The organism is Bradyrhizobium sp. Kon58 (assembly GCF_055807455.1).
Window position 1 is genome coordinate 346,690 of the sequence record NZ_JBVVOT010000001.1, and the last position, 25,543, is coordinate 372,232.

The window sequence follows — 25,543 nt, forward strand, 5'->3', positions numbered from 1 at the left end:
TCCGGGTTGTCGGGCTTGACCGGGATCCGCTTCGGTAATAAAAACGACTGACTGATCGTTTTTTATATTGATCAGCGCTCTTAGGTGCCTTTGCCCGCAGAGCGACTAAAACGATTGATCTGTCAGTTATTTATGGATGGCCGGATGCCCAAGATCAGCGACAAGCAACGTGAAGGCCGGCGGCAGCAGATTCTCGAAGCCGCCCTCGCCTGCTTCGCCGAGGACGGTTTTCACCAGACCGGGATGGCCGACATCGTCAAACGGTCGGGGCTGAGCCACGGTGCGGTCTATCTCTACTTCCAGAGCAAGGATGATCTGATCGAGGCACTCGCCGACGACCGGCACCGGCGCGAGGCCGTGCTCAACTCGGTCGCGCAAGGATCGGGCGATCCGATCGAAGGACTTCACGCGCTGGTCGGCGTCTACGCGCAATGGCTCACCGACCCCGCCGGCGAAGCGCGCCGCCGCGTCGGCATCCACGGCTGGGCCGAGGCCCTGCGCAACCGCCGCGTCCGCACCAGCATCGTAGAAGGCATCGACATGCCGCGCGCCCTGATTGTCGCGCTGGTCGAGCGCGGCCAGCATGACGGCCTCATCAAGCGCGATCTCGGTGCGGAAGCGATCGCGCGCGTGCTGATCGCGATCTTCCAGGGCTTTGTGCTGCAAAAATGCTGGGGCCAGGATTTTGACATCGGGGCCTGCATGGCGGCCGTGACCGGCGTGATCGATGGATTTCGCACCACGAAGGCCGACGTCAAGCGACGGACCAGGAACTGAGCGATGTCATGGATCCATGACCTGCTCGCAGGCATTGGGGTCGGCCTCATCGGCGGGCTGACATCGGGCTTCATGGGCACGAGTCCCGGGGGCGGTCTCGTGATCTTCAGCGTGCTGCTGCTCGGCGCCGAGCAACACGTCGCCCAGGGGACGTCGCTGATCACGCAGGTTCCGCCGACCGGACTCGCGGGCGTTCGCCGCTATTGGCAGAGCGGCAATCGCAGCCCGTTGCTATGGATCGTCTGGATCGGCATCGGGTTTCTGTTCGGCGGCGCCGGCGGCGGCTACGCTGCGGCGGCGGTCTCCGACTCGGTGTTGCAATGGACCTACGTCGTCTATCTCGTCGCGCTGATCGCTCTCCTGATCCTGCGCCGCGACCGCGAGGACAAAAGCAGTGAGACCGGCGACCGAGACAACCTGCCCTGGCTGCCGCTGCTCCTCATCGGCATGCTTGCCGGATTTTCCTCTGGCTTCATGGGCATCGGCGGCGGGCTGGCGATCACCGTCGGGCTCGCAGCGGGCCTGCGGGTGCCGCAGCACCAGGCGCAGCTCGTCAGCCTCGTCTTCTCGGTCATCCCGACCAATGTTCCGGCCGCCGGGATCTACTGGAGCAAGGGACTCATGGTCGGCTGGCCCGCCATCATCGGCATTCTTGCCGGCCTCTGGGTCGGCACTGATCTCGGTGCGCGCGCAGCCAATCGCGTCAGCAAATCGGTGCTGCGCCGGGTCATGATCGCCGTCATCCTGCTGATGGCGCTCTACATGACCCACAAGGCGCTAACCTGATCTTACGGCCGCTTCGGAATGTTGAGCCCGCGCTCGACCGCCGGACGCGCCAGCCCGCGTTCGAGCCAGGCGGCGACGGATTTGAATTGGCTGAACGCGACGAGATCGGCGGCGCCGTAGAAACCAATGAGATTGCGCACCCAACCGAGCATGGAGATGTCGGCGATGGTGTAGTCGTCGTCCATGAACCATTGCCGGCCGGCAAGATGCATCTCCATCACCCCGAGCAGCCGCTTGGCCTCGCCCGCATAGCGATCGAGCGGCCGCTTGTCCTCGAAATCCTTGCCGGCGAATTTGTGGAAAAAACCGACCTGGCCGAACATCGGCCCGATGCCGCCCATCTGGAAATGCAGCCACTGGATGGCCTGGTAGCGCCGCGCGGCATCCTGCGGCAGCAGCTTGCCGGTCTTCTCCGCGAGGTATTGCAGGATCGCTCCGGATTCGAATAGCGGCAGCGGCCTGCCGCCGGGACCATCGGGATCGAGGATCGCCGGAATCTTTCCGTTCGGATTGAGCGAGAGGAACTCCGGCGTCTTCTGGTCGTCCTTGCCGAAATCGACGAGATGGACTTCGTAGGGAAGCCCGATCTCTTCCAGCATGATCGAGACCTTGACGCCGTTCGGCGTCGGCAGCGAATAGAGCTGGAGCAGCTCCGGGTGCTTGGCCGGCCAGCGCTTGGTGATGGGAAAGGCGGACAGATCGGACATCAGGACCCCGGCTTCGTTCATGAGATGCCGCCTAGTCTAGGCCAGCGGACGAACGACGCAAGGTCGAGTGGTCAGATCATTTTCCCGCACAGGTCACAACGGCCGCAGCAAATGGTTGGTGGCGTGCATCACGTCGCGCTGTGCGCGTTGCTCGATGAAGAGCTGGCCGGTGACGAGCAGTGCTCCGGTGAAGACGAGCGCAAGCATCGCGGTCGCGAATTGACTGGCATCCCTCATCGGACGAGCTTCTCCGTGTTCGGTTCGCACGAGGAACGCGGGCCGGCCATCGTCAGTTCCTGCAAGCTTCAAATAAATTGCCGCTTTTTCCCGGTCCTTCGCAGTTCGACGACCTCAATAATTGATCTCCATCCGCAAGCCCCGCGGGTCGGTCTCCTCCCCGCCGAACCGCTGCGTGCTGTCGCGTGCCGCGACCGCGCAGGCACAGGCGTCGATGAGGTCGTCACGGCCGATGCCGGTGCAATGTCGTTGAGACAGCCAAGTCGGCAAGCGCGCGAAGCCGCGCTGCTGCAGGAGTGCGATGCGCTGCTCCCGGCCCTCAGTAGACGTCTTCTTTGCAAGCCGGGCCCGCCCAGCGAGATTCCAGAAAATCAATTCCGGATGCGCTTCGCCGGTCGTCGTCTGCCGCGTCGGCGTCATGATCTCGTCGGCGTCCCTGATCTTGTCCCTGATGTTCCAGAGCTGCGCTGACACGCCCCTGCCCTTGCCCTCGCACTCCCAGTAGTGACGGTTAGCTGCGGCCATGTCGGAAAATTTCCAGAGGTCGCGGCGCGCGCCGAGAAACACGGCAGGACCGACCAGCTCGCGCGCGCGCAAATCGCAGATGCAATATCCGCTCCATTTCAATCCGATCGGCATGTCGATCATCGCCCGGGCATGCGGCAGCGCAAGCAGCCGCGCGAGACCCGGCGAATAGTCGAACCCGTGATCGCCGCACTCGTCAATCCAGGCGGCGACCCAGCCGAAGCGAAATCCGTCAAGGCCGAGATAGTTTGGCACTTCCTGTGTCCGTCATTTTCAGTTTCCACGCGCGGGTCACTTGACAGCCGCAAGTTGCAGAGGTATTTCCCGCGCCCTCACGAACATTTCCGTTCGTGACAAGCATCATGAACCGAGCAATGCCGCACCGCTACGCAATCCTGGTCCGCCCGTCGAATGACCTACGGTCAATCGATCGCGCACGCTCGGCTCATGGGAGAGGTCTTGCCTGACAGCGAGATCAAAAAGTCCACGTCTCACGGACCCTCCCGAGCAACGCTCCGGAGGGTTTTTTGTTGCCCAAAGCAATATGTTAAGCAGGACACACGACCATGCGACGATCTGATCCCTACATGGAACGCGCCCGAGAACTCTGCCTCGCCGCCGGCGTCGATCCGGACTCGCGCGTCGGTGAAGGACGAGGACAACCAGCCTGGTGCCTGTACAAGGACGCCGCGCGCAGGGAGCATCTGGCACGAGAGGCCGATGCGACCGCGAGCGCGATCGACCAACTCCGGGCGCAGGACGCCCGCTACCAGAATGCGCCGCTGAAGATTTTTGGCCCGCACGAGGAAGCAACCGTCGCGCAGATGCGCAACTGCATGGCGGTCGGCAACGTCGTGTCCGGCGTGATCTGCGCGGACGGCCATCTTGGCTACGCCCAGCCGGTCGGCGGGGTCATCGCCTACGAGAAGCAGATCAGCATCTCCGGCGTCGGCTTCGACATTGGCTGCGGCAACATGGCCGCACGGCTCGACACGCGCTTCGACGACATTGCAGGCCGCGTGCCTACCATCATCCGCGATGTCGCCAAGGTAATCTCGTTCGGAGTTGGCCGCGCCAACGCCGAACGGGCCGAGCACATGCTGTTCGACGACGGCGATGCCTGGCGCGAGAGTGACATGGAGGCCTACCGACAAAAAGCGGTGGCGCAGCTCGGCACGGTCGGGTCGGGCAACCACTATGTCGACCTCATGCGGGACGAGGAAGGCTTTGTCTGGATCGGCGTCCACTTCGGAAGCCGCGGTTTCGGGCATACCTCTGCGACGCGCTACCTCAAAGCTGCCGGCGGCAAGGACGGCATGAACGTCCCGCCCGCCGTGGTCGACGAGGAGTCCGAGCTCGGCCGCCGCTACATAGCGGCGATGCAGCTCGCCGGGCGTTATGCCTATGCGGGCCGCGAGTGGGTCGTCGAGCGCGTCCGCCAGATCATCGGCGGCAGCGTGACCGAGAGCGTGCACAACCATCACAACTATGCTTGGCGTGAGACCCACGACGGCAAGGATCTGTGGGTGGTGCGCAAGGGCGCTACGCCGGCGTTTCCCGGCCAGAAGGGATTCGTCGGTGGCTCGATGGGCGACGACGCCGTCATCCTCGAAGGCATCGACAGCCCCGAAGCCAAGGCCTCACTCTACTCGACCGTGCACGGCGCCGGCCGCCTGTTCGGACGAAGGGAAGCGAAGCGGCGCTTCTCGCGCGCGGAGATGGACCGCTGGCTCACCGAGCGTGGAGTCACCTTGATCGGTGCCGACCTCGACGAGAGCCCGATGGCCTATCGCCGCCTGCCCGACGTGCTCGCGCAGCACGCCGGCACCGTCGGGGTGTTGCACACGCTGCGGCCGTTCGCCGTCGCCATGGCCGGCGAAGGCGAATTCGATCCGTGGAAGGACTAATGCGAACAGTGGGCGGGAGGCTCAGACTCCCGCCCGCCCCTCTATCCCGGTTCCTCGCCCCGATGCCGCTCGAACAGGCGTTGCGCCAGCAAGGCGTGGCCGAGCGTGCCGCCGGCGCGAACCGCCGCCGCAATCAGCGCGGCTTCCGCGATTTCTTCGCGCGTTACACCGGCCTTCGCCGCCTGCGCCGTGTGCACATCGAGGCAATAGGCGCATTGCGTGGTGAGCGCGACCGCGAGCGAGATCAGCTCGCGATATTTTGGCGGAATCAATCCGTCCTTGCGCTCGACCGCGTGGCTGAACGCAAGGAACGCGTTGGCCTCGACCGGCGCGAGCGCCACGAAGGCCGGGATGGATTTCAGATCGTCAGGGCCTTGATAACAGGTCATGGCTCACCTCGTCAGATATTCGCGCATCAGGGCGCGGGCGCGATGCAGACGTGCCTTCACGGTCTGCCGGGTCGCGCCGAGCGCGACGGCGATTTCGTCGATGGTCATTTCCTTGACGTCGCGCATCAGCGCGACGTCGCGATAGTGCGGCGGCAGCGCTTCGAAGGCCGCAGCGACGTCGATCCGCAAATCGGCTTCAGGACGCGACAGCAGCAGCGCCTCCGCCTCTCCGTCATCGATCGCCGACGCCAGGCCTGCCTTACGGGCGAGCCGCAGGCATTCGCGGCGGACCACACTGAACAGCCAGGCCGAAAACGCCAGCCACGAGCGGATCGTGCCGACATGGCGAAACAGGATCCATAGCGCCTCCTGCGTCGCATCCTCGGCATCCGCCGAGCTGCGACAGGTGGCGCGGGCGTAGCGGCGGATATTCGGCTGCGCCGTCTCGAGCAGAGACGCGATCGCCTGGGGATCGCCGAGGCGCGCGGCCTCGAACAGGTCCGTCGAGATCACAGTGGCGCTCACGACACGCCTCCCCTTCCGATGCCGGCCATCGCGCACATCGGACAATAGCCGACGAGGCCGGTCAGTGCGAAGCTGCCGCCGCCGAGCGCCACGAGCCACGCCGCGGCGCCGGTAAGGTACACGAATGCCGCGACGACCACCGCGACGCCCAAGGCGATCCGCACGGCCTGATGCAGGCTCCCGATGTTCTTCCTGTAAAATGCCATCACATCCTCCGACATAAGCCGAAGCAAAATGCCTCGACCGTCAAGAGAGGGCGCGACGACCGGAAAGGATTCGCGGCAACCTGCAATTTTCGCGATCAGCCTCCGACGGCCTGATAAGCCAGACGCTTGAATTCGAAGAAGAACGGATTCCAGAAGCCCATGTAGCGCTGCGCCATCAGCACACCGGCGGTATTGGCCTGCGCGCAGATCCACCAATGGGTACCGGCAAGGCCGCCCCATTGGAATTCGCCGGTCGAATTCGGAGGATCGAACGGCATCGGCGCGAAGGTGACGGCGCCACCGAGGCCAAAGCCCTTGCCGGGGATCGGGCCGAGATTGGCGAAGCGGATGTTCTCGCCGGCGGGCAGCTGGTTCGTCATCATCAGCCGCAGCGTCTCCGGCTTCAGCAGCGCATCCGAGCCCGGGAGCAGCGCGCGGACGAGAGCAAGCATGTCGGGCAAGGTCGAGACCAGTCCGCCGCCGCCCGACAGCCGCGGGAATTGCCGCCGATAGGCCTGCGGATAAGGCAGGTCGTCGGCCCGGGTCAGGCCGGGCTTCATGGGATCAAGGACATCCGCGCCGTTGTAGAGTGCGACCAGCCTTCCCTGCTGCGCGTCCGGCACGTGGAAGCCGGTGTCGGTCATGCCGAGCGGCTCGAAAATGCGCGCCTTGAGCACGGCGTCGAGCGGCTTGCCGGAGACGACCTCCACGACACGCCCGAGCACGTCGGTCGCAACCGAATATTCCCAGGACGCGCCGGGATGAAAGGACAGCGGCAGATCGGCGAGCTGGTCGATCATGCCGGTCAGCGGCGTCATCGGATTGAGAACGCGCGCCTCGTTATAGCCTTTGAACAGCACCGTACCGGGATCGAAGATGCCGTAGCTGAGGCCGGAGGTATGGGTCAGAAGCTGCCGGATCATGATCGGGCTTTTCGCCGGCTCGACGTCGGCAAGGCTTAAAGCGCCCGGCTTCAGAACCGTGCGATTGCCGAGTTGCGGCAGGAATTTCTCGACAACGTCGTCGAGCCCGATGCGGCCTTCCTCGACCAGCAGCATGATCGCACAGGTGACAAAGATCTTGGTGTTGGAAAACGCGCGAAAAATGTGATCGGGCCGCAGCGCGGTGCTCGCCTCGCGATCCGCGAAACCGACGCATTGCTGATCGACGACTTCGCGGCCCCGCAGCACCGCCCAGGAAGCACCCGGAATGATCTCCTGATCGACGTAACGCTGCATTGCCGTCCGCGTGGCGGAAAAATCAGGCGTTCTGGCGTCCATGTGCTTCCCCCAATGATCGTTGGGATCGATATAGCGTGAATTCGCCGGATGAGAAGCCTGATCGGACGGCGCGGCTTATTCCTGCTTCATGAACGCGGTGACGTGCAGGCGGCGCCGAATCCGCATCCCCTGCCGCTGGTACAGCGCGATGGCCGATGAGTTGCTCGAGAACACGTGCAGGAACGGAATTTCGCCGCGTGCCTCGATCTGGCGCGCGACCGCCGCCAGCAGCGCCTGCGCGTAGCCCCGCCCGCGATGATCGGGGTGGACGCAGACGGCTGTCATCTCGACGAAATTGCCCGGCTTCATGCGCTCGCCGGCCATCGCGACCAATTCACCGCCGGCACGGATGCCGAGAAACGTCCCGACTTCGTGGGTGCGCCGCGCGAATGGACCGGGCTTGGTCAACTCCGTCAGCGCCATCATGGCGGGAACGTCGGCCGCCCCCAGCCGAACGATCTCGGCATCGCGAAGCGGACTGTCGGCCGGCGAGCCGATCATCTGCTCGCCGGTCTCGGCAAGGACGACCTTGAAGCCGGCGGGAACGTCGACGGCCTCCGGGGTGAACAGCGCGGCGACCTGCGGGCCCGACAGGAGATCACGGAGCGCGGCAAAGCTCGCCTCGGACATGTCGACCATGTCGGCAAAAGGCGTCACGTCCACCGGATAGCGCAACGCGCGCGGACCGCCTTCGGCCAGATGTTTGTGGCTGGTCGTCAGCGCGCTCCAGATCGGGCGATCCAGTAGGGTCTCGTCACCGTCGGACACCGTTTCACTCCTTCTCGAAGCTGACGATGACGGCGGCATTGGCGATGAGGATGGGGTCGTTGCCCTGTTCCGGGGCCGACGGAATCTCCAGCCCGCCCTTCACCGCGTTGACGGTGACAGTGCCGTAAGGCAGTTCCTTCGCGACCGCATCCTTATCGACGCTTTCCGGATTCGGCACCGCGATCGTGACGTCCACGAACATGTCGTTCGCAGTCTTGTCGATCATCCGGAAGAAGCCGAGGCTCGAATGCCTGATGGCATCAGAGACGGCACGCCTCGCCGCCTTTGTGGCGTCCCTGCCATGGACGTCGACGCCCATACCCATCTCGGTGATACAGCGAACGCGAGCCATGTTCTTATTCCTGTGACTGATTGAGTGGTGGGGAGTGTGGGGGATCGGACGGCACGATACAAGTAGGGTCGTTCCTCTCGTGTCCCGGATGCGGTGCGGCACGCCGTGGCGCTCCGACGTTGCGGCGTTGCAAGTCGCGGGCGCTGTGCTATCGCTCGGGCGATGACTCCCAAAACTTTCGAAACCCGCTGCCTGCGCCTGCCCGCCGTCACCAAGGTGGTGCAGTGGGAGGGCACCTCGGTGTTCAAGGTCGGCGGCAAGATGTTCGCACTCGGCGGCGGCTTTGCCGCGCGCTCCGGCGGCTACATGTTCAAGGTCTCGAACATGGCCTATGCCATGCTGATCGAGCACGGCCTCGCGCGGCCGGCGCCGTATCTGGCGCGCGCCAAATGGGTGCAGCTCGTCGGCAACAATGCGCTGCCGGACGCCGAGCTCACGGCCTATCTGGCGCAGGCGCACGCGATGGTCGCGACGAAACTCACGCGGAAATCCCGCAAGGCGTTGGGCCTGGATTGAACCGCAGCTCGCCGGTGAAGCGAAAGCCTGCGCTGATTGACATCGATGATATGCCTGACTAAAGTCAGATATATCATGCTCGACCCTGTTTCCCGCGTTCGCCGCTTCAATCGCGCCGTCACGTCCGCTGTCGGCGCGCTCGACACGTCATTCCTGGGGCGCGGGCGGCCACTGGGGGCGGCGCGCGTGCTCAACGCGATCGGGCATGGACGTTCGGACGTGGCCGAGATCCGCGACTATCTCGGCCTCGATTCCGGCCTGATGAGCCGCCTGCTCCGCAGCCTCGAGGACGAAGGGCTGGTCGAGACCATTGCGCATGAGGACGATGCGCGTCGCCGCGTGGCGACGTTGACACGTGCGGGCCGGCGCGAGTTCGCGGCCTATGAGGCGCTGTCGAATACGCAGGCCGAGGGCTTCCTCGCCCAGCACTCGCAACGCGAAGCGCTGCTGGCGGCGATGGATCTGATTGCTTCCGCATTGACGCGCGAGCGCGTCACCCTGGACGAGATGGATCCGCGGAGCGAGCAGGCCCGCTATTGCCTCGGCGAATATTATGGCGAGCTCGGCCGCCGCTTCGAGCAGGGCTTTGACGTCTCGCTGTCGCGCGATCCCGACGCCAAGGATATGCGCCGCCCGCGCGGCACGTTCATCGTCGCGATCTCGGACACGCTGCCGATTGGCTGCGTCGGGCTGAAGGGCACGGATCACGGCTATGCCGAGATCAAGCGTCTCTGGGTCGCACCGGCGGCGCGCGGATTGCGGCTCGGCCGGCGCCTGATGGACATGACCGAGGATGTCGCGCGCGGGCTCGGCATCAAGCTGCTGCGGCTCGACACCAACAGCGCGCTGGCGGAGGCCGGCCAGCTCTACCGACGAAGCGGCTGGAGCGAGATCCCCCGCTTCAATGACGACCCCTACCCGGACCTGTTCTTCGAAAAACGTCTGTGAGCGCCGGCGCCTTTTCTCCCGTTGCCGCGTTATGGCCGGAGCTGCAGGAGCACGCCATGACCAGGTCCGATCTCGCCGACATCTACCGCGACTACATCGCCTGCCTGAACCGGCAGGATTGGCCCGCGCTCGGACAGTTCGTCCACGATGACGTCGTCCACAATGCGCGACCGTTCGGATTGTCCGGCTATCGCGCCATGCTGGAGCAGGATTTTCGCTCAATTCCGGATCTGCATTTCAACATCGAGCTGCTGGTCTGCGATCCGCCCCAGATCGCCTCCCGGCTGAAGTTCGATTGCACGCCGGCTGGAAAGTTTCTGGGGCTGGATGTGAACGGCAGGCGCGTGTCCTTCTGCGAAAACGTGTTCTATCAATTTCACGACGGAAAAATACGGCACGTGTGGTCCATCATCGACAAGGGAGCGATCGAGGCGCAGCTCTAGCGCTGCGCCTCGACGAACCTGCTTACGCCGCCGCCGGCGCCAACTCCGCTTGCGGCTTCGGGAACGGCTTGAAATTCATCGCCATCAGGAAGGCGCCGAGGCCCATCGCCCAGGAGGCGATATAGAGCCAGGCGTAGCTCGAGAACGCATCGTAGATCAGGCCGCCGGCGAGCGGGCCCGTGGCCATGCCGAGACTGCCGGCCATGGCGGTGCCGCCGATCACGGTGCCCATCATCTTGAGCGGGAAATTTTCGCGGATCAGCACCGCGTAGAGCGGCATGGTGCCGGCATAGATGAAGCCGAACACGGCCCCGACCGCATAGAATGTCGTGAGCTGGTGCGCGAAGACATAGGCGAGTGCGCCGAACGCCTGCAACAGCAGGCCCGAGACGAGCACGCGCTTGGCGCCGAAGCGGTCACCCATCAGACCGAAGGCGATGCGTCCGCCGAGGCCGGCAAAACCTTCGATGCTGTAGATCGTCACCGCCGCGACCAGCGGGATGCCGCAGCTCACGGCATAGGAGACGGTGTGGATGATCGGGCCGGAATGGGTGGCGCAGCAGAAGAAATTGGTCGCGAGCAGGATCAGGAATTGCGGCGAGCGCAGCGCCTCTCCCATCGACATCTCACCTTGCACGGCGCCCTCGCCCGTAGGCGCGGCCACGGCGTGCGCGAGCGCCGGCGGGCGGCGCACCAGGAACGAGACCGGGATCATGATGGCGCCGACCACCAGCGCCACGATCTGCATCGAGGTGCGCCAGTCATGACCGGAGACGAGCCAGGCCGCGAGCGGGGCCATCGTCATCGGCGCCATGCCCATGCCCGCCGACACCAGCGAGACCGCGAGGCTGCGATGGGTGTCGAACCAGCCGGTCACGGTCGCCATCATCGGCGCGAAGATCGCGGCACAGGAGGCCCCGACCAGAAGGCCGAAGACGAACTGAAACGCCAATAGCGAGGTCGCGTGGCTCGCCGCGAACAGGCTCACGGTCAGCACCGTCGATCCCGTCAGCACCACCAGCCGCGGTCCGAACCGGTCCGTCAGCGTGCCCCAGGCCATGCTGGTGCAGGCCATCGCCAGAAAGCCGATCGTCATCGCGCTGGAGATACCGGTCACGGACCAGCCGGTATCCTTTGCGATCGGCTGCAGGAACACCGGCAGCGAAAACATGCCGCCGATGGCGACGCAGCCGAGCAAGCCGCCCGCGGCGACGATCACCCAGCGATAGGAGGAAGAGTTCATTTTGGTCTCCCGTCAGGTCTGTCTGGGTGGAAGACGAATGGGAACATGGTGGGCCGACAGGCCGACGCAAGTTTTTGCGGCACGCTTTTGTGACCTGCCAAACAAAAAACGCGAAAACAACCCCATGCACAGTAGCCGGGCGCTTTGGGATCAAGGACTTACAGCACAGCTCTTTGCAGTGCGAAGGAAGACTCGCCGTTTGACTCGTCGGGCAAAACACCTGCACGATGGCATCATCCCGCCGCTATTGATTTCGTCCCCTCGCAAACAGGCCTCAAGCAGCCGCGTTACGCCGCCGCTCGCCGACCGTGAGCCAGACTGCCGAAACCATGAAGTAGAGCGCACCGACTGCAGCATAGCCCGCGACATTCGCGATCGAGGGAACCGCAGGCATCGTCGCCTGAAAGATGAAGAAGCCGCCTGCAAGCGCCGACTGGCCACCGCTGAGCACCATGGCCCATTGCGCGCCAAGACTCCGCCAGCGCCGGATTGCCGTTCCGAGTTGGAGCAATCCCGACAGGATCGCCCAGGCCCCGAAGATTCCGAGCACCCGGTTCATGCCCATCTGCAAGGTCACAAGCACCGCGACGGTGGTCGCCAGGCTGACCACAACGTTCAGAGCCTGCGTGCGGCTTTGAGCAAGCCCACCGCTGCGAAGCGCGTCCGCGAAATTGGCTGCGGCGTCCCATGCGGGATAGAGGACGAGCAAGGCGCCGGCGATCACCGGAGAAGAAGCCCCGGCGGCAAACGCAGCAGCGACCCAGGCAACCGAGAATGCCGCTCGCACGAAGTAGTATTGCTTCAGCCATCGCTCGCGGTCGGTATGAACCGGATCCAATTGATATCGCGCCATCACAGTCTCTCCTATACCTACTAGTTGGTAGTTTACATGCACACAACCGACTTCGCTCCAGCCCGCTTGCGGGCTGTCGCCATCGTCTCGCTGATGTCTCTCAGTGTTTGTTGGACAGCCGGTCCAGCAGCGGGGTGGTGATCACACCGAACATCTTTGGATCGCCATAGGCACGCGCCGACAGCATCGCGCCGTGAACGGTCGCCATGAACCCTTCGGCCTCGACGCGAGCTGTGCCGGAGAGTTTGAATTGCCCTTTCCGCTTGCCGCGCTCCATGACGGCCGTCAGCCAGGAAGCCAAGGAGCGGAAGTGCGCGCGGACTTCGAGCGCAACCTCCTCCGGCAGGATCGGAAGCTCGCTGGCCAGCAGCGCGCAGACGCAGAACGGCGCCGTCGCATCATTGATGCACGCCTTCCAGTACGCGACATAGTTTTCGAGCTGGCCGCGCGGATCAGGGACATTGCGCTCGAGCGCGGACAGTCCCGCCTCGGCTTCGGCGCGGTAGCGCGACACGAGGGTGCGGACCAGATCGACCTTGCTGGCGAAATGGTGGTGGATGCTTGGCTTGCGGATGCCGACAACCTCGGCCACGTCGGCGTAGCTGAAGCCGTTATAGCCGCCCGCGATGATCAAGCTGCGCGCGCAGGCCAGGATGTCGTCGGCAGTCGAGGAAACGTTGGTCATGGCCCGTAGCTACCTTCCAGTTGGTAGGGCGTCAAGAACGAGATGCTTCAACCATCCGTGAGTGGTACGAGCCTGCATGACCATTCGCCCGATCGTCCGCTATCCCGACCGCCGCCTCGCGATGCCGGCCCGCCCCGTCACCGCATTCGACGCAACGCTGCGCGAGCTCGCAGCGGATCTGCTCGAAACCATGCGCGCCGCGCCCGGCATCGGCATCACGGCGCCGCATATCGGCGTGCCCTTGCGCGTCGTCGTGCTCGAGCTCGACGCCAAGGACGGCCCGCAGACCTACGTCAACCCGGAGATCGAGTGGGCCTCACCCGAGATGATCATGCACCGCGAGGGCAGCGTCTCGATGCCCGGCGTCAATGACGAGGTGCAACGCCACGCCCGCGTGCGTATCAGCTATCGGGATCTCGACGGCAACATGCAAAGCGAGGAGTCGGACGCCTTGCGCGCCGTCTGCCACCAGCACGAGATCGACCAGCTCGACGGCATGTTCTGGATCCAGCGGCTGTCGCGGCTCAAGCGCGAGCGGCTGGTGAAGAAGTTCGAGAAGCTGTCGCGGAATTTGTAGGGTGGATTGGCGAACCGTAATCCGCCATCCCCCGGCGCGATGACAAACTACGCCAACGGCCTGCTTTCGCGCAGCCGCGGGCAAATCCACCCTACGCACCCGCTCAGATCACCTTGCAGATCACCTTGCAGATCACCTGGCGTTGCCTGGGACAGGCGTGTTGAGCAGCTGCTGCTCCCACAGGAACACGATTCCGCTGCCGCCGGCATGCTGCGTGATCACCTCCGTCAGCGCGGCAGCTTGATCGGTCCTGGCCCAGTCGCGCTGCCATTCGGCCGCCAGCGCCATCCAGGTCATCATGTTCGCGCCCGCCGCGATCATGCGCTGAATTGCGACCTCGTGGGCCTCGACCGAAACGGCGCCGGAGGCATCGGTGATCACAGTTACATCCCAACCTTCGCCGAGGGCCTGAATCGTCGGCATTGCGACGCAGACCTCGGTCCAAAGGCCCGCGATGACCAGCTGCTTGCGGCCCGTTGCCTTGACTGCGTCCACCACCTTCCGATCCTGCCAAGTGTTGATGAGCGTGCGGTCGATCACTTTCTGGCCAGCGAAAACATCCGTGATCTGAGGGAACAGGAGACCGCCCCGCTCAGCGATCACAGTGGTCAGGATCGTGGGGACACCGAAAGCCTTGGCGGCCTTCGCCAGGCCCGTCGTATTGTTGATCACCATCTGCGGTTCGTGGCTGTTCACGTTCGCGAGTTGATAAGGCTGGTGGTCAATCAGGACGAGTACCGAATCTTCGGGGCGAAGAAGCGAAGCAAGGCCGTTACGAAAAGTCATTGTTCCATCCTTTGCTGCCGTTGTGAGCGGCACTGGTTTTTTCGCAGACATACGTCAGCAGCGACGTTGCCCAAGACGGACATTGGCGTTCCCAGATGCGCTGCGGTAGCGTCGCATTGCGGTACGCTGTGTCGCGAAATGGGGAACAGTGAATTGGATATCGAAGAGTTGCGGACATTCGTCGAAGTTGCTGATACCGGGGGGATTTCGTCCGCCGCGCTCCGGCTCGGCGTCGCCAAGTCGATCGTCAGTCGTCGATTGTTCCGGCTTGAAGCGGAACTTGGCGTCCAGCTCCTTGCACGAACGACCCGCGGGGCTGCTCTCACGGAAGCCGGGGTCACTTTCCGAGACCATGCAGCCAGAGTCTGCGCCGAGGTCGACGTGGCCAGGGAAGCGATCCTACCCGCCGGTGACCTTCGCGGCCGGTTGCGAGTGGCCGTGCCACTTTCGTTCGGCCAGTCTCACTTCGCTCCTATCATCGCGGAAATGGCCCGACGCCACCCTCAGCTCCAGATCCACACCTGCTACAGTGATCGGTTCGTCGATCTCATCACGGAGGGGTATGATTGTGCGATACGGGTTGGCTATCTTCAGGACTCCAACTTGATCGCAAGACGTGTCGGACCGATCCATGGGAAGTTCGTCGCGAGCCCGGACTACATCAAGGCGCATGGGTCGCCCGAGACGCCGGAGGAGCTCGTCGCTCATGAAGCTCTCATGCAGAGTACCGAAAGCTGGCAACTCACGGATGGCGACAAGATCATCACGGTTCGTCCGCAGGGGCGCTTCAAGGCCGACAACGGCCCTGCTCTAGTCGCCGCCGCGGCAGCAGGGCTCGGGTTCGCTTACCTGCCCAATTGCCTCACCCACGAGTATGTGGCCTCCGGGGCGCTGGTGCCGGTCATGACACGCTATCCTCCACCTCCGGCGGGTGCCTATGTGGTCCGCCCGCCGGGTCAGCATCCCGCACGGAAAATACGGGTCCTCACCGAATTGCTGATCGAGTATTGCGAACCGGCTCCGCACCCCGCGTGAGCTCCCCCGCTGGGGTGGTCCATCCACCTTGATAATCTGGATCACGATAGTCTGGATCACGAAAGGGACGACGGACGCAGATTCTGGATCCAGCGGCTGTCGCGTCTGAAGCGCGAGCGGCTGGTGAAGCGGTTCGAGAAGATGTCGCGAGGGTGAGTGTGCCGGCGAAGATCGGTCTTCTGTGAAATCGCGCCGGCTGTTGGATGTGGAGAAATCAGACCAGCCTGATATGATTGGAACGGTCGGCCCCGTCGGGAGGGACACGAATGACTCATTCAGGTCGCTGCGCCTGTGGCGCGGTTCGTTACACTATCGCGTCCGCGCCGATCCGCGGCTTCCAATGCCAGTGCAGTGACTGTCAGCGCGACACCGGCAGTGGCCATAGCTCAATCTTCGTGTTCGCGCGCAGCGCAGTCTCGGTAACCGGCGAGGTGCGCGAAATCGCGCGCACGGCCGACAGCGGCGCAGTCAAGCGAAGGGTTCTGTCCGAACTGCGGCTCGCCGATCTACAACAAGCCGGACGAGAAGCCGGAGTTCATCGGCATCTATGTCGGCACGCTTGACGATGCAGCACGTTCAAACCGTCCGTCGTGCTGTTCTGCTCGCGCGGATATGCCTGGGATCACCTCGATCCCGAGATTCCCAAACTCCCGGAATGGCACCCGGGATCGCGCTGATTTCTTGCAGATGGGGGACAGCCAATGGCGATGAGCTTCGAGCTGTCGATGCTGGCCGCCGCAATCGTCTGGGGCTTCGTACAGCTTGTCGCCGCCGCGCAAGCCGCGAACCTGCAGTACGGCCTCAGATGGGCTGCGAGCCCGCGCGACACCGAGATGCCGCCGCTCAAGCCCATCCCCGGCCGCCTCAACCGAAATTTCCGCAACTACATGGAGACGTTTCCGTTCTTTGCCGCCGCGATCCTCATCTCTCACGCCGCAGGCGTTCACAATGAGCTGACTTATTGGGGATCGATCGCCTATCTTGGCGGACGCATCGCCTACACCGCGCTCTACCTATCCGGCATACCGCTCATCCGCTCACTGTTCTGGAATATCGCCAGCTTTGGCATGCTTGCAGTTTTGGCAGCGGCTTTCGTGCCTCACTGAAGCGGCGCGATCGCGACTTTGCCTTTGCCGCGATGCCTTCACGCCCGCTTCCCGCTCCGCTTGGTCATTGGCGCGTTACGCCGCTCGCGTTTGCCGCGCGCGATTTCCGTCGCCAGCGCATCCAGCTTCGGCTCCCAGAAATTGCGGAACTGACCGACCCATGCATCCACCGCTTGGAGCCCCGCAGCATCGACCGAATAGAGCCGTCGTTGCGCCTCCGCCCGAACCGTCGCAAAGCCGCTCTCGCGCAGCACCTTGAGGTGCTGCGACACGGCGGCCTGCGTGATCCCGAACTCCGCTCCGATCACTTCGACGACCTCGCCGGACGCCATCTCGCCGGGCGCAAGCAGCTCGAGGATGCGACGGCGGACGGGATCGGCAAGGACATCGAAGACTTGCATCAGCTTCCTGTGCCCGGATGCGCGACGTCGGGCGGCGTCTCGCCGCGATAGAAAGCGATGGTGCGGTCCGACCGCTGCTTCGCGGAGGCAGGATCCACGCCGCTTGCGACGTGCGCCGCGCGCCAATACTCGCCGCTGCTCGTCATGAATTCCTTACCCGCGGGAGAGCCCATCCATGCCTCGGCCGTCTCGTGGTCGACCGATACCCCGGTCGCAACATATCGCTCCAGCCCCGCAATGGCGAGATCCCAGCCGATGCCGACTGCCCCTGGACCGAACTGATTCCAATGATCCTCGATCATCGCGGTGTGCTCGAGCGTCAGCCGCGCCTGGCTTCGTTCCGCCGTCAGCTTGACGTCGATCCAGCTCATCGCGCCGCTGAATTCCCACGTCGCCGCGAAATGGGTCGGCGGCGTGCACGCCGTGATAGTCCCGCCGGCATTTCCCTTGAGCTGGTACTTTCCACCGAGCTGGAGATCTCCCTCGACCGGCAAGAACCAGCGCGGAATGCGTTGCGGGCTGGTCACGGCGTCCCAGAGATCGTCGACGCTGGTCTCGTATAGTCGCGTCAGCGTCACCGCACTGGCCGCTTTCCCGTCCTTCTCGAAATTCCTCACCGAACGCGTAACCAACCCCAATGCTCTTGCGACGTCGATCTCCATCCGCTTGCTCCCCACGTTGCGTGCCAGGATTAATATCGGCCGAAGCTAATATAAGTCAATTCTTATATTTAGGAGAGATGCCGCTCAGATATTTCGCCGGCGGTTTCCCGAGCGCCTTCTTGAACATGGTGATGAAAGCCGCGACGGAGTCGTAGCCGAGATCGGCGGACACCTGCTGCACGCTCGCGCCGGACGTCAGTTCCCGCAAAGCGACGATCAGGTGCAATTGCTGGCGCCAGCGCCCGAAGCTCAAGCCCGTCTCCCTGACGACAAGACGCGCGAGGCTGCTCTCGCTCAGGGCGACGCGATCGGCCCATTCGGCCAGCGTCCTGCGATCGGAGGGGTCTTTTGCCAGCGCGGCAGCGATCTTCTTCAAGCGCGGCTCGGGCGAGAGCGGCAGATGAAGCTGCTGAACCGGCATGCGGGGAAGCTCGCGTAGCAGGACGCTCGCCAGAAGGTCCCCCCTCGCCTCGTCATCCGCGGTCTGATCGGACAATTCGATGATCACTTCACGCAGCAGCGGGGAGATCGAGAGCGTGCAGCAACGATCCGGCAGGTCCACGACGTCAGGCTCGATGTAGATGAAGAACAGCCGGGCATTTTCTGTCGCGAGGTTGCTGTGCTGCATGCCTCCTGGAATCCACACCGCGCAATGCGGCGGCACCATCCACAGACCGGTGGGAACGCGGCACGTCACGGCGCCGCCCAGCGCAAAGACAAGTTGCCCCTTGCGGTGCCTGTGGTCGGGCACTTCGCCCTTGGTCCCGATCACGTCGACGCGCACCGCGATCACAGGCGCGGAGACATCGTCCACGTCGAGATCAGGCCATGGAAAACGGAGCGGCTGCCGCATGCTTGCCGGTTTTTAGCAATCGATTGGCAGAATATCTAAATCGAGCGGACAGGAATGTCGATAGGCTGCTGTCTGAACCTGCCCGGCGGCGGTGGGGCACGCTCTGCGATTAGGAGAAACGACGATGCATGGTTTCGCCAGTGCGACAGCAGCCGGGCTGGAGCGTGGGGTCCGCACGCAAGCCGGCTTCGTGCGTGGCGGCCCGCGCGATGCAAGCGGCGTGCTGGCGTTCAAAGGCATTCCGTATGCCGCGCCACCGGTCGGGCGTCTGCGTTGGTGCGCACCGCAGCCGCGGGAGCCCTGGGATGGCGTGCGCGACGCGCTCGTGTTCGGCGCGGGGTGTCTATCGGCGCTCGAAAACGACCAGCGGCCGGGACCGCGCGACGAGGATTGCCTCTATCTCAACGTCTGGACCGCGGCGAAGCACGCGGACGAGAAGCGGCCCGTGATGGTGTGGATTCACGGCGGCGGCTTTCAGTTCGGCTCCTCGGCGAATCCTGCAACCGATGGCAACGCGCTAGCAGCGAAAGGTGTCGTCGTCGTCAGCTTCAACTACCGGCTCGGCATCCTCGGCTTTTTCGCCCATCCCGACCTCGACATGGAGGCGCCCTCAGGCAATTACGGCCTGCAGGATCAACTGATGGCGCTGCACTGGGTCAAGGCCAACATCGCGGGCTTTGGCGGCGACCCCGATAACGTTACCCTGTTCGGCGAATCCGCCGGCGCCATGGCCGTCGGCATCCTGATGGCCTCGCCGCTCGCGCACGGACTGTTTCACAAGGCCATGGGACAGAGCGGCGCGTTCTGGGATGGCAAACACGGCCCGCTCCAGGGCTTTGAAGAAGCCCGCGCGCGTGGTCTGGCTTTTGCCCGGCAACAGGGCAACGCGTCGATCGCAGCTTTGCGCAGCATGCCGGCCGATCGGTTGAATGCAGCCGCGCCGTGGAGTTTCAGGACCAGCCCGGTCGTGACAGCCTTCTCGCCGAGTATCGATGGTCATGTTGTGCCTGATGTGCCCGCGCGGCGCTTCCTGCGCGGCGAACAGATGCACATCCCGCTGCTGGCGGGCTGGAATGCGGCCGAGGAATTTCCTTTCCGTTCGCAGTCACTGCCCGATCAATCGGTGCAAGCCTTTCTCGCCGCGGCCGAGGCGATGTTCGGCAAGGAGCGCATGGCCGATTTCCTGAAGGTCTATCCCGCGGCGACCGAGGCGGAGGCCAGGACTTCCGCGGCGGCGCTTAACGGCGACTATGTTGTCGGCGAGCAATGCTGGCAGTGGCTACGATTGCATCGGCGCGGAGGGCGCGCGCCGGTCTACGGCTATCACTTCAGCTATACCTCGCACTACACGCCGATCGCCTCGCACGTCACCGAAATTCCGTTCGTGTTCGGCACACTGACACCGCAACAGGTGATCGGCAGCTCGGCACCGCCGGCCGAACAGGACCGCGCCCTGGCGCGGACCATGATGAGCTATTGGGTGAATTTCGCGGCGCACGGGGACCCGAACGGATCGGGCCTGCCACCCTGGCCCGCCTATGACGAGACGGACGTCATGCAGATCCTGGGCACACCGATCGAAGCCCGCGCCAATCCGCAAGCCGCCCGCTTCCGCTTCCTCGACAGTTTCAGGCAGGACGGCATTTTGCCGATGCGCTGGCGGGAGCTGCCGTAGGCGCGCTCACCCGCCCGCCATCAGCTGCTTCGCCAGCGCCATGTAGGCCGGCAGCGTCACGGGATCGTTGGCGGCGTTGCCCGCTGCGGGGTGCGAGGCGTAGCGCGCGATCACCATCTCGGCCTTGGGATCGATATAGATGCCCTGGCCGTGAACGCCGCGCGCCATGTAGGCGCCGTGAGCGTTGTGCGTGACCCACCATTGATTACGATAGGATGCGCCCGGCAGCGTGGTGTAACCGGCGGGCTTGAATTTCTCAGGATCGCCGCCGCGCGCGATGTCCTCGACAACAGATGAAGGCACGATCTGCCGGCCGTTGAAGCGGCCGTGATTGCGCATGGTCTCGCCGAAGCGGGCGAGATCGCGCAAGGTGGTGGAGAGGCCGCCGCCGCCGCTTTCGGTGCCGATGCGATCGACATGGTAATGCGCGTCCTCCTCCGCGCCGATCGGCTGCCAGATGCGCTCGGACAGCAGATCGGACAAGTTCATGCCGCCGACGCGCCGGATGATCCACGCGAGCACGTCGGTGTTGACGGTCTTGTAGGCGAAGGCCTTGCCGTGCTCGCCCTGCTTCTTCTGCGCCATCAGAAATTCGAAGATGGTGGTCGGGCCGTCGTAATCCGGCGGAATCGGTGCCATGCCGTTCGCCCGCCGGAGGCCCCAGACGTGAGAGTTCTTGTCGGTATAGACCTCCGTGTATTCGAGCCCGGTGGTCATATCCATGACCTCGTGCACGCGCGCATCGCCGAAGGCGCTGGCCTTCAGCTCCGGCACATACTCCGTGACAGGCGCCTGCGGATCGATCTTGCCCTCGGCGACCAGAATGCCGGCGAGCACGCCCGTGAACGACTTCGTCACCGACATCGCGATATGCGGCTTGTGCGGCTTCAACGCGCCGAAATAGCGCTCATAGATCAGCCTGCCCCGATGCAGCACGGCGATGCCGTCGGTGTAGGTCTCCTCGAGCATCTTCGCGAAGGTCATGGGCCGGCCGTCCATCGTGATCGAGGCCAACGCGCCGATGTCATGCTCTTGGCGCGGCAGCACCGATGCAGGGCCCGCCCCGCGCCAGACGTTCACGGTCGGCACCAGCTGGCGGATGTTGCTCCATGCCCAGCGCAGCTCGGGGAAGCTGCGGAACGAGCCGTTCCGGAAACTGATGGTGCGGTTTTCCGGCGGCGGGAAGCCCTTCATCCAGCCGAGGATTTCGGGATCGGTTTCGGCGGCGGTTGCGGGCGGCTGACTCGGCGCGATGGCGGCGGACATCAATATTGGCTCCGGAAGCGAACGACGGGATTTCGTATCATGGAGATACGTGGCGAACATCCAATGTTTGCGCCGAGGTGACCGTCGCCGCGCGCTTGGCGGGTTCGTCGTCAGGTCAGGCGGACCGACATGCCGCCATCAACCGTCATGGGACTTCCTGTCATGAACGATGCCCGGTCGCTCAGGAGAAAAACCGCCGCCTGCGCGATCTCTTTGGGACTGGCCATCCGCTTCATCGGGTGAAGCCCGGCGATGAAATTCAAGGCGTCGGGATTTCCCTCGCCTGCCGCCGGGGTGACGGTCCCTCCAGGCAGAAGCGCGTTGACGCGAATGCTTTCGGCCGCATGCTCGGCGCCCAGTGATTGAGCCAGGCCGATCAGTCCGGCCTTTGAGGCTGCGTACGCCGCCATGCCCGGCAGGCCCCCGTTGCTGAAGCCAACGAAGGACGAGGTAAAAACGATCGAACCGCCGCCCTGCTTGCGCAGCGCCGGGATCTGCGCCTTCGCGCTGAGGAAGGCAGAGGTGAGGTTCACCGCAAGCACATCGGTCCAATTTTCGAACTTCATCTCGGGCACCGGCGTCATGTCGCCGAGGATGCCGGCATTGTTGAACGCGCCGTCGAGCTTTCCGAAGGTCGTGACGGCGTGCTCGACAAGGCGGGCTGCATAGCCGGTGTCCCGAACATCGCCGGCGAGAAACGTCGCGCGCCCTCCGGCGTTCTTGATGCTTGCAACAACGGCCTGCAGCTCGGGGCCGCGACGCGCCCCGAGCACCACATCGGCGCCTTCGGACGCGAACAGCGATGCCGCGGCAGCACCGATACCGCTGCTGGCTCCGGTTATGATGATCGTCTTGTTTGCCAGTTCCACCGCGAGACTCTCCTGATGTCAAAAAGGAGCCGAACAAGACATCAGGCACCAGCGAGCTGCCACCCGTTTCCCGAGTTGAACGCGGGATCACATCGTGGCGGTATTGATCCGCCAATGGCGGCCTGCCGATTTCTGTGATCGCAAGTGACAGGCCGCCGTCAGCAGACGCTACTTCAGCGGCAAGAAAACGTCCGCGACCGTCTCGTGCTCCGGCACCTCCGGGAACAAGCTCAACCGCTGGCAATAGATCGGGAAGTCGCGCGCTTCTTCGCCGCTGGCGGGAAGCCAGTCGCGATAAAGGAAGAGCGCGGCCGGCTCGAGATTGTCGGTGTAGCCGACGACGCGCAGCACCGCGCAGCGTCCGCCGGGGATCTCGCCGGCCTTGATCTCTTCGCCGTTCGCCGCGATCGGCTGGTCGGTCCCGACACAGAGGTCCGTGCTGTACTCCGCCGGCGAGGCAGGACGCCGCTCGGAGCGCCAGACCGTGAAGGTCGGACTTGTGCTGGGGTGCAGGTTCGCCGCCTTGCGCCACGCGATGAAGCGCTGGATCGTGGCGGGAAGCGTCGACGGGTCGCCGCGATGCTCCATGATCGCCACCTTGGTGGGTTGCACATCGCGGATCGTCACGTCGTCGGTGGTAAAAATCTTCTGCATGAGCTTGCTCCTCGCATTGTCGAGAGGCCCGAAGGCCGCAAGCCACGGCTCCCAGTCGGGAGACTTCCGGAACGACGACGGCGATTGCCCGAACCGTTGCCGAAAGGCGCGGGCGAAGGCATCCGGTGCGTCGTAACCGGCATCCATCGCAATCTCCGTGACATCAAGGGCGTCCATAAAGGCCAGCTGATGCGAAGCCCGCTTCATGCGGGCCAACTGGACATAGCGATGCACTGATAATCCGAAGGTTGCCGAGAACTGCCGGTGGAAATGAAATTTTGAGAAAGCCGCAACAGCACTCACCGTGTCCAGATCCAGATCATCGTCGAGATGCCGGTCGATATGATCAAGCACCCGTCGCATCCGGTCCTGATAGTTTTGCAGCGCCGCCTTCATCTTCCCTCCTCCGTGGCGGCTCCATCTAGTCGCTGACGGCCATGACACGCTCGACCGATCTTGCGGTTTGGCCGAGTCTGGCCAATCCAAGTTCGAATGACCACGCCGATTGCAAGCACCTTCCTCTCCGCGCTAAACTGTCGGAACCCCCTTGACCCACAAGTGGGCGTTCCCCTTCGAGCCGACTTCCCGAACATGCACGAACTGGCGCCCGACTTCGAACGCTTCATCCGCGATCTCGAGGACTTCAATCGTGGCTGATGCGGTCAGCGGCTATCCGGGCCGCCGCTTCGGGGAATTCTCATTCGCAAACGGAATCCAAGCATGAATGCAACTCTATCCATCGTCGTCCTGGCTGCCGAGCTCCTCATCAGCGCGTTGGGCGCGTTCGTGTCAATTGCCGCGCTCGGCTTCGCGGGAGAGGTCACGCGATCCAGGGATCTGACCGCCTTTGGCTGGGTCCTGGGGGCGCTTTACTTCATTGTCGCCTTTACGCCCCTCGTCGCAACCGCATGGGTGGCGCACAGAAGGTTTGTTTCAGACAAAGCATTCCCGGTGCTGGAAGTCATTTCGTCGCCGTATCTGGTGCCGGTGGTGCTGTGGGTTGGCGCAGCGATTTTCTGCATTGGGCTGTTGGCATTTCAAAACGGCGCGGGGCTGGCGCCGCGCTAGCGCGAGGCGCAGGCGTCCACGAAGATGGCGGCGGTCAGGGTATCAAAGAGCGCTGGGACGATCGATGTCGAATACGTCGATCTGTCGGTCCTGGAACAAATCCTCCAGCGCTTCGGGCCCGTTCGCCAGCGCGTAGTCCCGCTCGGCGTCGGAAATGGGCAGCACCTGCAGCCAGGCGACGGACTTGGCCGAGAAGGACTGTGTTTCCAGGTCCCACAAGAACGGAGAGATGAGCATGGCGTGCTTCATCTCGCGCCCTTCGCCATACAGTTCCAGGGCTCGCGGAATGACGACGCCGGGCAAGGGTGTGATTTCGCCCTTCTTGATGCTGAAAGCGCAGGTCGCGATCATGTTGGCGCCCTCGGCGCATTCCGTCGCCAGAGCCAGCAGAATCTCGATGCCCAGGGCCTTGTCGCCGGACGTCAGGCCTGTCTTCGCATCAGAGAGCGCGAGGGTGGCATAGGTGGAAACGCCTCGTGCCGGGACGTTCTTGATGATCATGATGTCGACGTCGCAGACGTGGGCGTCATCCCAATATTTCGTAACCGTCGGTGAGCTCTGCGTAACATCTCTCAAATAGCGGGCGAGAGATTTGTTGTCTTCCGAAACCGCCATGGCTCCTCACGCAAAATCCAAGATCGTCGGCAGTCATATCTTCACCGCGATGACTGCGAGCATACGATCGCCGCTTTGGCCTCTCGTCGGACCTCGGTATAGACGAGGCCGGTGGTCATATCCATGACCTCGTGCACGCGCGCGTCGCCAAAAGGCGCTTACCTTTAGCTCCGGCACAGCCGCGCATCCAGCCGGTTGCAGACGCACCAGTGTTGACATCGCCGAAAGTGTGTAATAATGATGATTACACACAAACGAGACCAATCATGCCGACCAGCACCCGCTTCGCCGTCGCCGTTCATATCCTCACCGGACTTGCGGTGAGCGAGGGAAAGCCGCTGCGGTCCGAGGATCTCGCCTGGTCGGCAAACACGGGTGCCGTCGTCATCCGCGGGCTGTTGTCCCGCCTGAGCGATGCCGGGTTGACGCGTTCGCAGCTCGGAGCGGGTGGCGGCTCCTTGCTGGCGAAACCGGCGAAGAAGATACGGCTGCTCGATGTCTATGCGGCGGTCGAGGACACCGAGCTGTTTTCGCTGCACCGGACCCCGCCCTGCGAGAGTTGCGCGGTCGGCGGCAACATCATTGCGGCGATACAACCCGCCCTAGACCGCGCGCGCAAAGCGCTCGAGGCTGAACTCGCAAAAACGACAGTGGCGGATGTTGCAGCCGAGGTGGCGCGGCTGGGCAAGTTCTCCATTCCGCTCGCCTGGTGATTTGTTTTGCCCTTAAATGTAATCGTGTCGTTGACACATGATCTCTCCAATGCCGAACGGCGTTGATCAGCGGATGGCCCGACCAGCCTTCGGGGCGCTGGCGGTCCTGATTTTCA

The 25,543-nt window shown here is 63.8% G+C and carries 32 protein-coding genes and 2 pseudogenes; 14 read left to right on the plus strand and 20 right to left on the minus strand.

Features of this window, described 5'->3' with window-relative positions; genetic code table 11:
• Positions 1 to 144 precede the first annotated feature (144 nt).
• A complete protein-coding gene (locus AC0L20_RS01735; protein WP_473287168.1) occupies positions 145 to 777 on the plus strand; it encodes a TetR/AcrR family transcriptional regulator in 633 nt (210 codons plus the stop codon).
• A gap of 3 nt (positions 778 to 780) precedes the next feature.
• Entirely contained in the window at positions 781 to 1,563 is a 783-nt protein-coding gene (locus AC0L20_RS01740; protein WP_473287169.1) for a sulfite exporter TauE/SafE family protein, read from the plus strand.
• A 2-nt stretch (positions 1,564 to 1,565) separates the two neighbouring features.
• Here AC0L20_RS01740 and AC0L20_RS01745 read toward each other — a convergent pair whose 3' ends face one another.
• The 3 genes from AC0L20_RS01745 to AC0L20_RS01755 all read right to left on the minus strand — a co-directional run bounded on the left by AC0L20_RS01745 (position 1,566) and on the right by AC0L20_RS01755 (position 3,287).
• On the minus strand, positions 1,566 to 2,270 hold the full coding sequence (locus AC0L20_RS01745; RefSeq protein ID WP_473287461.1) for a glutathione S-transferase family protein: 705 nt from the start codon (positions 2,268 to 2,270) through the stop codon (positions 1,566 to 1,568).
• Positions 2,271 to 2,363: 93 nt separating this feature from the next.
• Positions 2,364 to 2,507, minus strand: coding sequence for a hypothetical protein (locus tag AC0L20_RS01750; protein WP_007609210.1), 144 nt, complete (start codon positions 2,505 to 2,507; stop codon positions 2,364 to 2,366).
• A gap of 114 nt (positions 2,508 to 2,621) precedes the next feature.
• Entirely contained in the window at positions 2,622 to 3,287 is a 666-nt protein-coding gene (locus AC0L20_RS01755; RefSeq protein ID WP_473287170.1) for a DUF429 domain-containing protein, read from the minus strand.
• A 311-nt stretch (positions 3,288 to 3,598) separates the two neighbouring features.
• Here AC0L20_RS01755 and AC0L20_RS01760 point away from each other — a divergent pair, with 311 nt between their 5' ends.
• Complete coding sequence (locus tag AC0L20_RS01760) at positions 3,599 to 4,939, plus strand: RtcB family protein (protein WP_473287171.1); 1,341 nt, start codon at positions 3,599 to 3,601, stop codon at positions 4,937 to 4,939.
• 41 nt (positions 4,940 to 4,980) lie between these two features.
• On the opposite strand, the gene AC0L20_RS01765 is transcribed toward AC0L20_RS01760, so the two are convergent.
• From AC0L20_RS01765 to AC0L20_RS01790, 6 genes are all read right to left on the minus strand, one after another.
• Complete coding sequence (locus tag AC0L20_RS01765) at positions 4,981 to 5,328, minus strand: carboxymuconolactone decarboxylase family protein (protein ID WP_473287172.1); 348 nt, start codon at positions 5,326 to 5,328, stop codon at positions 4,981 to 4,983.
• Positions 5,329 to 5,331: 3 nt separating this feature from the next.
• Positions 5,332 to 5,853: an RNA polymerase sigma factor gene (locus tag AC0L20_RS01770; protein ID WP_473287173.1), complete on the minus strand. Its 522-nt coding sequence runs from the start codon at positions 5,851 to 5,853 to the stop codon at positions 5,332 to 5,334.
• Positions 5,850 to 6,059 (minus strand): YgaP family membrane protein, encoded by a 210-nt coding sequence (locus AC0L20_RS01775; protein WP_473287174.1) that lies wholly within the window; start codon positions 6,057 to 6,059, stop codon positions 5,850 to 5,852. The genes AC0L20_RS01770 and AC0L20_RS01775 overlap by 4 nt, the downstream gene beginning before the upstream one ends.
• A gap of 95 nt (positions 6,060 to 6,154) precedes the next feature.
• Positions 6,155 to 7,339, minus strand: coding sequence for a serine hydrolase domain-containing protein (locus AC0L20_RS01780; protein ID WP_473287175.1), 1,185 nt, complete (start codon positions 7,337 to 7,339; stop codon positions 6,155 to 6,157).
• Positions 7,340 to 7,414: 75 nt separating this feature from the next.
• The gene (locus AC0L20_RS01785) at positions 7,415 to 8,107 is read right to left on the minus strand and encodes a GNAT family N-acetyltransferase (RefSeq protein ID WP_473287176.1); all 693 of its coding nucleotides are present in this window, start codon (positions 8,105 to 8,107) and stop codon (positions 7,415 to 7,417) included.
• 4 nt (positions 8,108 to 8,111) lie between these two features.
• Entirely contained in the window at positions 8,112 to 8,459 is a 348-nt protein-coding gene (locus AC0L20_RS01790; RefSeq protein WP_027517469.1) for a Lin0512 family protein, read from the minus strand.
• Positions 8,460 to 8,621: 162 nt separating this feature from the next.
• Between AC0L20_RS01790 and AC0L20_RS01795 the strand changes: the two genes are divergently transcribed.
• The 3 genes from AC0L20_RS01795 (at position 8,622) to AC0L20_RS01805 (ending at position 10,366) form a co-directional block, all read left to right on the plus strand.
• A complete protein-coding gene (locus AC0L20_RS01795; RefSeq protein ID WP_247286471.1) occupies positions 8,622 to 8,975 on the plus strand; it encodes an MmcQ/YjbR family DNA-binding protein in 354 nt (117 codons plus the stop codon).
• Positions 8,976 to 9,050: 75 nt separating this feature from the next.
• Positions 9,051 to 9,923: a bifunctional helix-turn-helix transcriptional regulator/GNAT family N-acetyltransferase gene (locus AC0L20_RS01800; protein ID WP_473287177.1), complete on the plus strand. Its 873-nt coding sequence runs from the start codon at positions 9,051 to 9,053 to the stop codon at positions 9,921 to 9,923.
• 56 nt (positions 9,924 to 9,979) lie between these two features.
• Positions 9,980 to 10,366, plus strand: coding sequence for an ester cyclase (locus AC0L20_RS01805; protein ID WP_473287178.1), 387 nt, complete (start codon positions 9,980 to 9,982; stop codon positions 10,364 to 10,366).
• Between the two features lie 22 nt (positions 10,367 to 10,388).
• Here the strand turns inward: AC0L20_RS01805 and AC0L20_RS01810 are convergent, their stop codons facing one another.
• The 3 genes from AC0L20_RS01810 to AC0L20_RS01820 form a co-directional block, all read right to left on the minus strand.
• Complete coding sequence (locus tag AC0L20_RS01810; RefSeq protein ID WP_473287179.1) at positions 10,389 to 11,609, minus strand: MFS transporter; 1,221 nt, start codon at positions 11,607 to 11,609, stop codon at positions 10,389 to 10,391.
• A 274-nt stretch (positions 11,610 to 11,883) separates the two neighbouring features.
• Positions 11,884 to 12,462, minus strand: coding sequence for a DUF308 domain-containing protein (locus AC0L20_RS01815; protein ID WP_473287180.1), 579 nt, complete (start codon positions 12,460 to 12,462; stop codon positions 11,884 to 11,886).
• 100 nt (positions 12,463 to 12,562) lie between these two features.
• Positions 12,563 to 13,147 carry a TetR/AcrR family transcriptional regulator gene (locus AC0L20_RS01820; protein WP_473287181.1) on the minus strand — a complete coding sequence of 195 codons (585 nt, stop codon included), beginning with the start codon at positions 13,145 to 13,147 and terminating at the stop codon, positions 12,563 to 12,565.
• Between the two features lie 76 nt (positions 13,148 to 13,223).
• Here AC0L20_RS01820 and AC0L20_RS01825 point away from each other — a divergent pair, with 76 nt between their 5' ends.
• Positions 13,224 to 13,724 carry a peptide deformylase gene (locus tag AC0L20_RS01825; RefSeq protein WP_473287182.1) on the plus strand — a complete coding sequence of 167 codons (501 nt, stop codon included), beginning with the start codon at positions 13,224 to 13,226 and terminating at the stop codon, positions 13,722 to 13,724.
• 132 nt (positions 13,725 to 13,856) lie between these two features.
• Here the strand turns inward: AC0L20_RS01825 and AC0L20_RS01830 are convergent, their stop codons facing one another.
• Positions 13,857 to 14,510 (minus strand): hydrolase, encoded by a 654-nt coding sequence (locus tag AC0L20_RS01830; protein WP_473287462.1) that lies wholly within the window; start codon positions 14,508 to 14,510, stop codon positions 13,857 to 13,859.
• 153 nt (positions 14,511 to 14,663) lie between these two features.
• Here AC0L20_RS01830 and AC0L20_RS01835 point away from each other — a divergent pair, with 153 nt between their 5' ends.
• The 4 genes and pseudogenes from AC0L20_RS01835 to AC0L20_RS01850 all read left to right on the plus strand — a co-directional run bounded on the left by AC0L20_RS01835 (position 14,664) and on the right by AC0L20_RS01850 (position 16,651).
• Positions 14,664 to 15,545, plus strand: a complete 882-nt coding sequence (locus AC0L20_RS01835; RefSeq protein WP_473287183.1) for a LysR family transcriptional regulator — start codon at positions 14,664 to 14,666, stop codon at positions 15,543 to 15,545.
• A gap of 57 nt (positions 15,546 to 15,602) precedes the next feature.
• A pseudogene (locus AC0L20_RS01840) lies at positions 15,603 to 15,701 on the plus strand (peptide deformylase); the annotation flags it as partial.
• Positions 15,702 to 15,811: 110 nt separating this feature from the next.
• Positions 15,812 to 16,256, plus strand: a pseudogene (locus tag AC0L20_RS01845) (GFA family protein).
• Positions 16,247 to 16,651 carry an MAPEG family protein gene (locus AC0L20_RS01850; RefSeq protein ID WP_473287184.1) on the plus strand — a complete coding sequence of 135 codons (405 nt, stop codon included), beginning with the start codon at positions 16,247 to 16,249 and terminating at the stop codon, positions 16,649 to 16,651. Before AC0L20_RS01845 ends, AC0L20_RS01850 begins: the two are co-directional and overlap by 10 nt.
• A 38-nt stretch (positions 16,652 to 16,689) precedes the next feature.
• Here AC0L20_RS01850 and AC0L20_RS01855 read toward each other — a convergent pair whose 3' ends face one another.
• Genes AC0L20_RS01855 through AC0L20_RS01865 form a run of 3 tightly spaced genes read right to left on the minus strand, consistent with a single transcriptional unit; the run spans position 16,690 to position 18,567 of the window.
• The gene (locus AC0L20_RS01855) at positions 16,690 to 17,052 is read right to left on the minus strand and encodes an ArsR/SmtB family transcription factor (RefSeq protein WP_473287185.1); all 363 of its coding nucleotides are present in this window, start codon (positions 17,050 to 17,052) and stop codon (positions 16,690 to 16,692) included.
• Entirely contained in the window at positions 17,052 to 17,714 is a 663-nt protein-coding gene (locus AC0L20_RS01860) for an SRPBCC family protein (protein ID WP_473287186.1), read from the minus strand. Before AC0L20_RS01860 ends, AC0L20_RS01855 begins: the two co-directional genes overlap by 1 nt.
• Before the next feature lie 55 nt (positions 17,715 to 17,769).
• Positions 17,770 to 18,567: an AraC family transcriptional regulator gene (locus AC0L20_RS01865; protein ID WP_473287187.1), complete on the minus strand. Its 798-nt coding sequence runs from the start codon at positions 18,565 to 18,567 to the stop codon at positions 17,770 to 17,772.
• Positions 18,568 to 18,691: 124 nt separating this feature from the next.
• Here AC0L20_RS01865 and AC0L20_RS01870 point away from each other — a divergent pair, with 124 nt between their 5' ends.
• On the plus strand, positions 18,692 to 20,242 hold the full coding sequence (locus AC0L20_RS01870) for a carboxylesterase/lipase family protein (RefSeq protein ID WP_473287188.1): 1,551 nt from the start codon (positions 18,692 to 18,694) through the stop codon (positions 20,240 to 20,242).
• Positions 20,243 to 20,248: 6 nt separating this feature from the next.
• Here AC0L20_RS01870 and AC0L20_RS01875 read toward each other — a convergent pair whose 3' ends face one another.
• The 3 genes from AC0L20_RS01875 to AC0L20_RS01885 all read right to left on the minus strand — a co-directional run bounded on the left by AC0L20_RS01875 (position 20,249) and on the right by AC0L20_RS01885 (position 23,427).
• Positions 20,249 to 21,508 (minus strand): serine hydrolase domain-containing protein, encoded by a 1,260-nt coding sequence (locus AC0L20_RS01875; protein WP_473287189.1) that lies wholly within the window; start codon positions 21,506 to 21,508, stop codon positions 20,249 to 20,251.
• A 110-nt stretch (positions 21,509 to 21,618) separates the two neighbouring features.
• Positions 21,619 to 22,377 (minus strand): SDR family oxidoreductase, encoded by a 759-nt coding sequence (locus tag AC0L20_RS01880; RefSeq protein WP_473287190.1) that lies wholly within the window; start codon positions 22,375 to 22,377, stop codon positions 21,619 to 21,621.
• A gap of 168 nt (positions 22,378 to 22,545) precedes the next feature.
• Positions 22,546 to 23,427, minus strand: coding sequence for an AraC family transcriptional regulator (locus tag AC0L20_RS01885; RefSeq protein ID WP_473287191.1), 882 nt, complete (start codon positions 23,425 to 23,427; stop codon positions 22,546 to 22,548).
• A gap of 324 nt (positions 23,428 to 23,751) precedes the next feature.
• Here AC0L20_RS01885 and AC0L20_RS01890 point away from each other — a divergent pair, with 324 nt between their 5' ends.
• Positions 23,752 to 24,099, plus strand: coding sequence for a hypothetical protein (locus AC0L20_RS01890; protein WP_473287192.1), 348 nt, complete (start codon positions 23,752 to 23,754; stop codon positions 24,097 to 24,099).
• A 42-nt stretch (positions 24,100 to 24,141) separates the two neighbouring features.
• On the opposite strand, the gene AC0L20_RS01895 is transcribed toward AC0L20_RS01890, so the two are convergent.
• On the minus strand, positions 24,142 to 24,714 hold the full coding sequence (locus AC0L20_RS01895) for a suppressor of fused domain protein (RefSeq protein WP_473287193.1): 573 nt from the start codon (positions 24,712 to 24,714) through the stop codon (positions 24,142 to 24,144).
• A 266-nt stretch (positions 24,715 to 24,980) separates the two neighbouring features.
• On the opposite strand from AC0L20_RS01895, the gene AC0L20_RS01900 reads away from it, so the two are divergent.
• A complete protein-coding gene (locus tag AC0L20_RS01900; protein WP_219683236.1) occupies positions 24,981 to 25,427 on the plus strand; it encodes an Rrf2 family transcriptional regulator in 447 nt (148 codons plus the stop codon).
• Positions 25,428 to 25,543 lie beyond the last annotated feature (116 nt).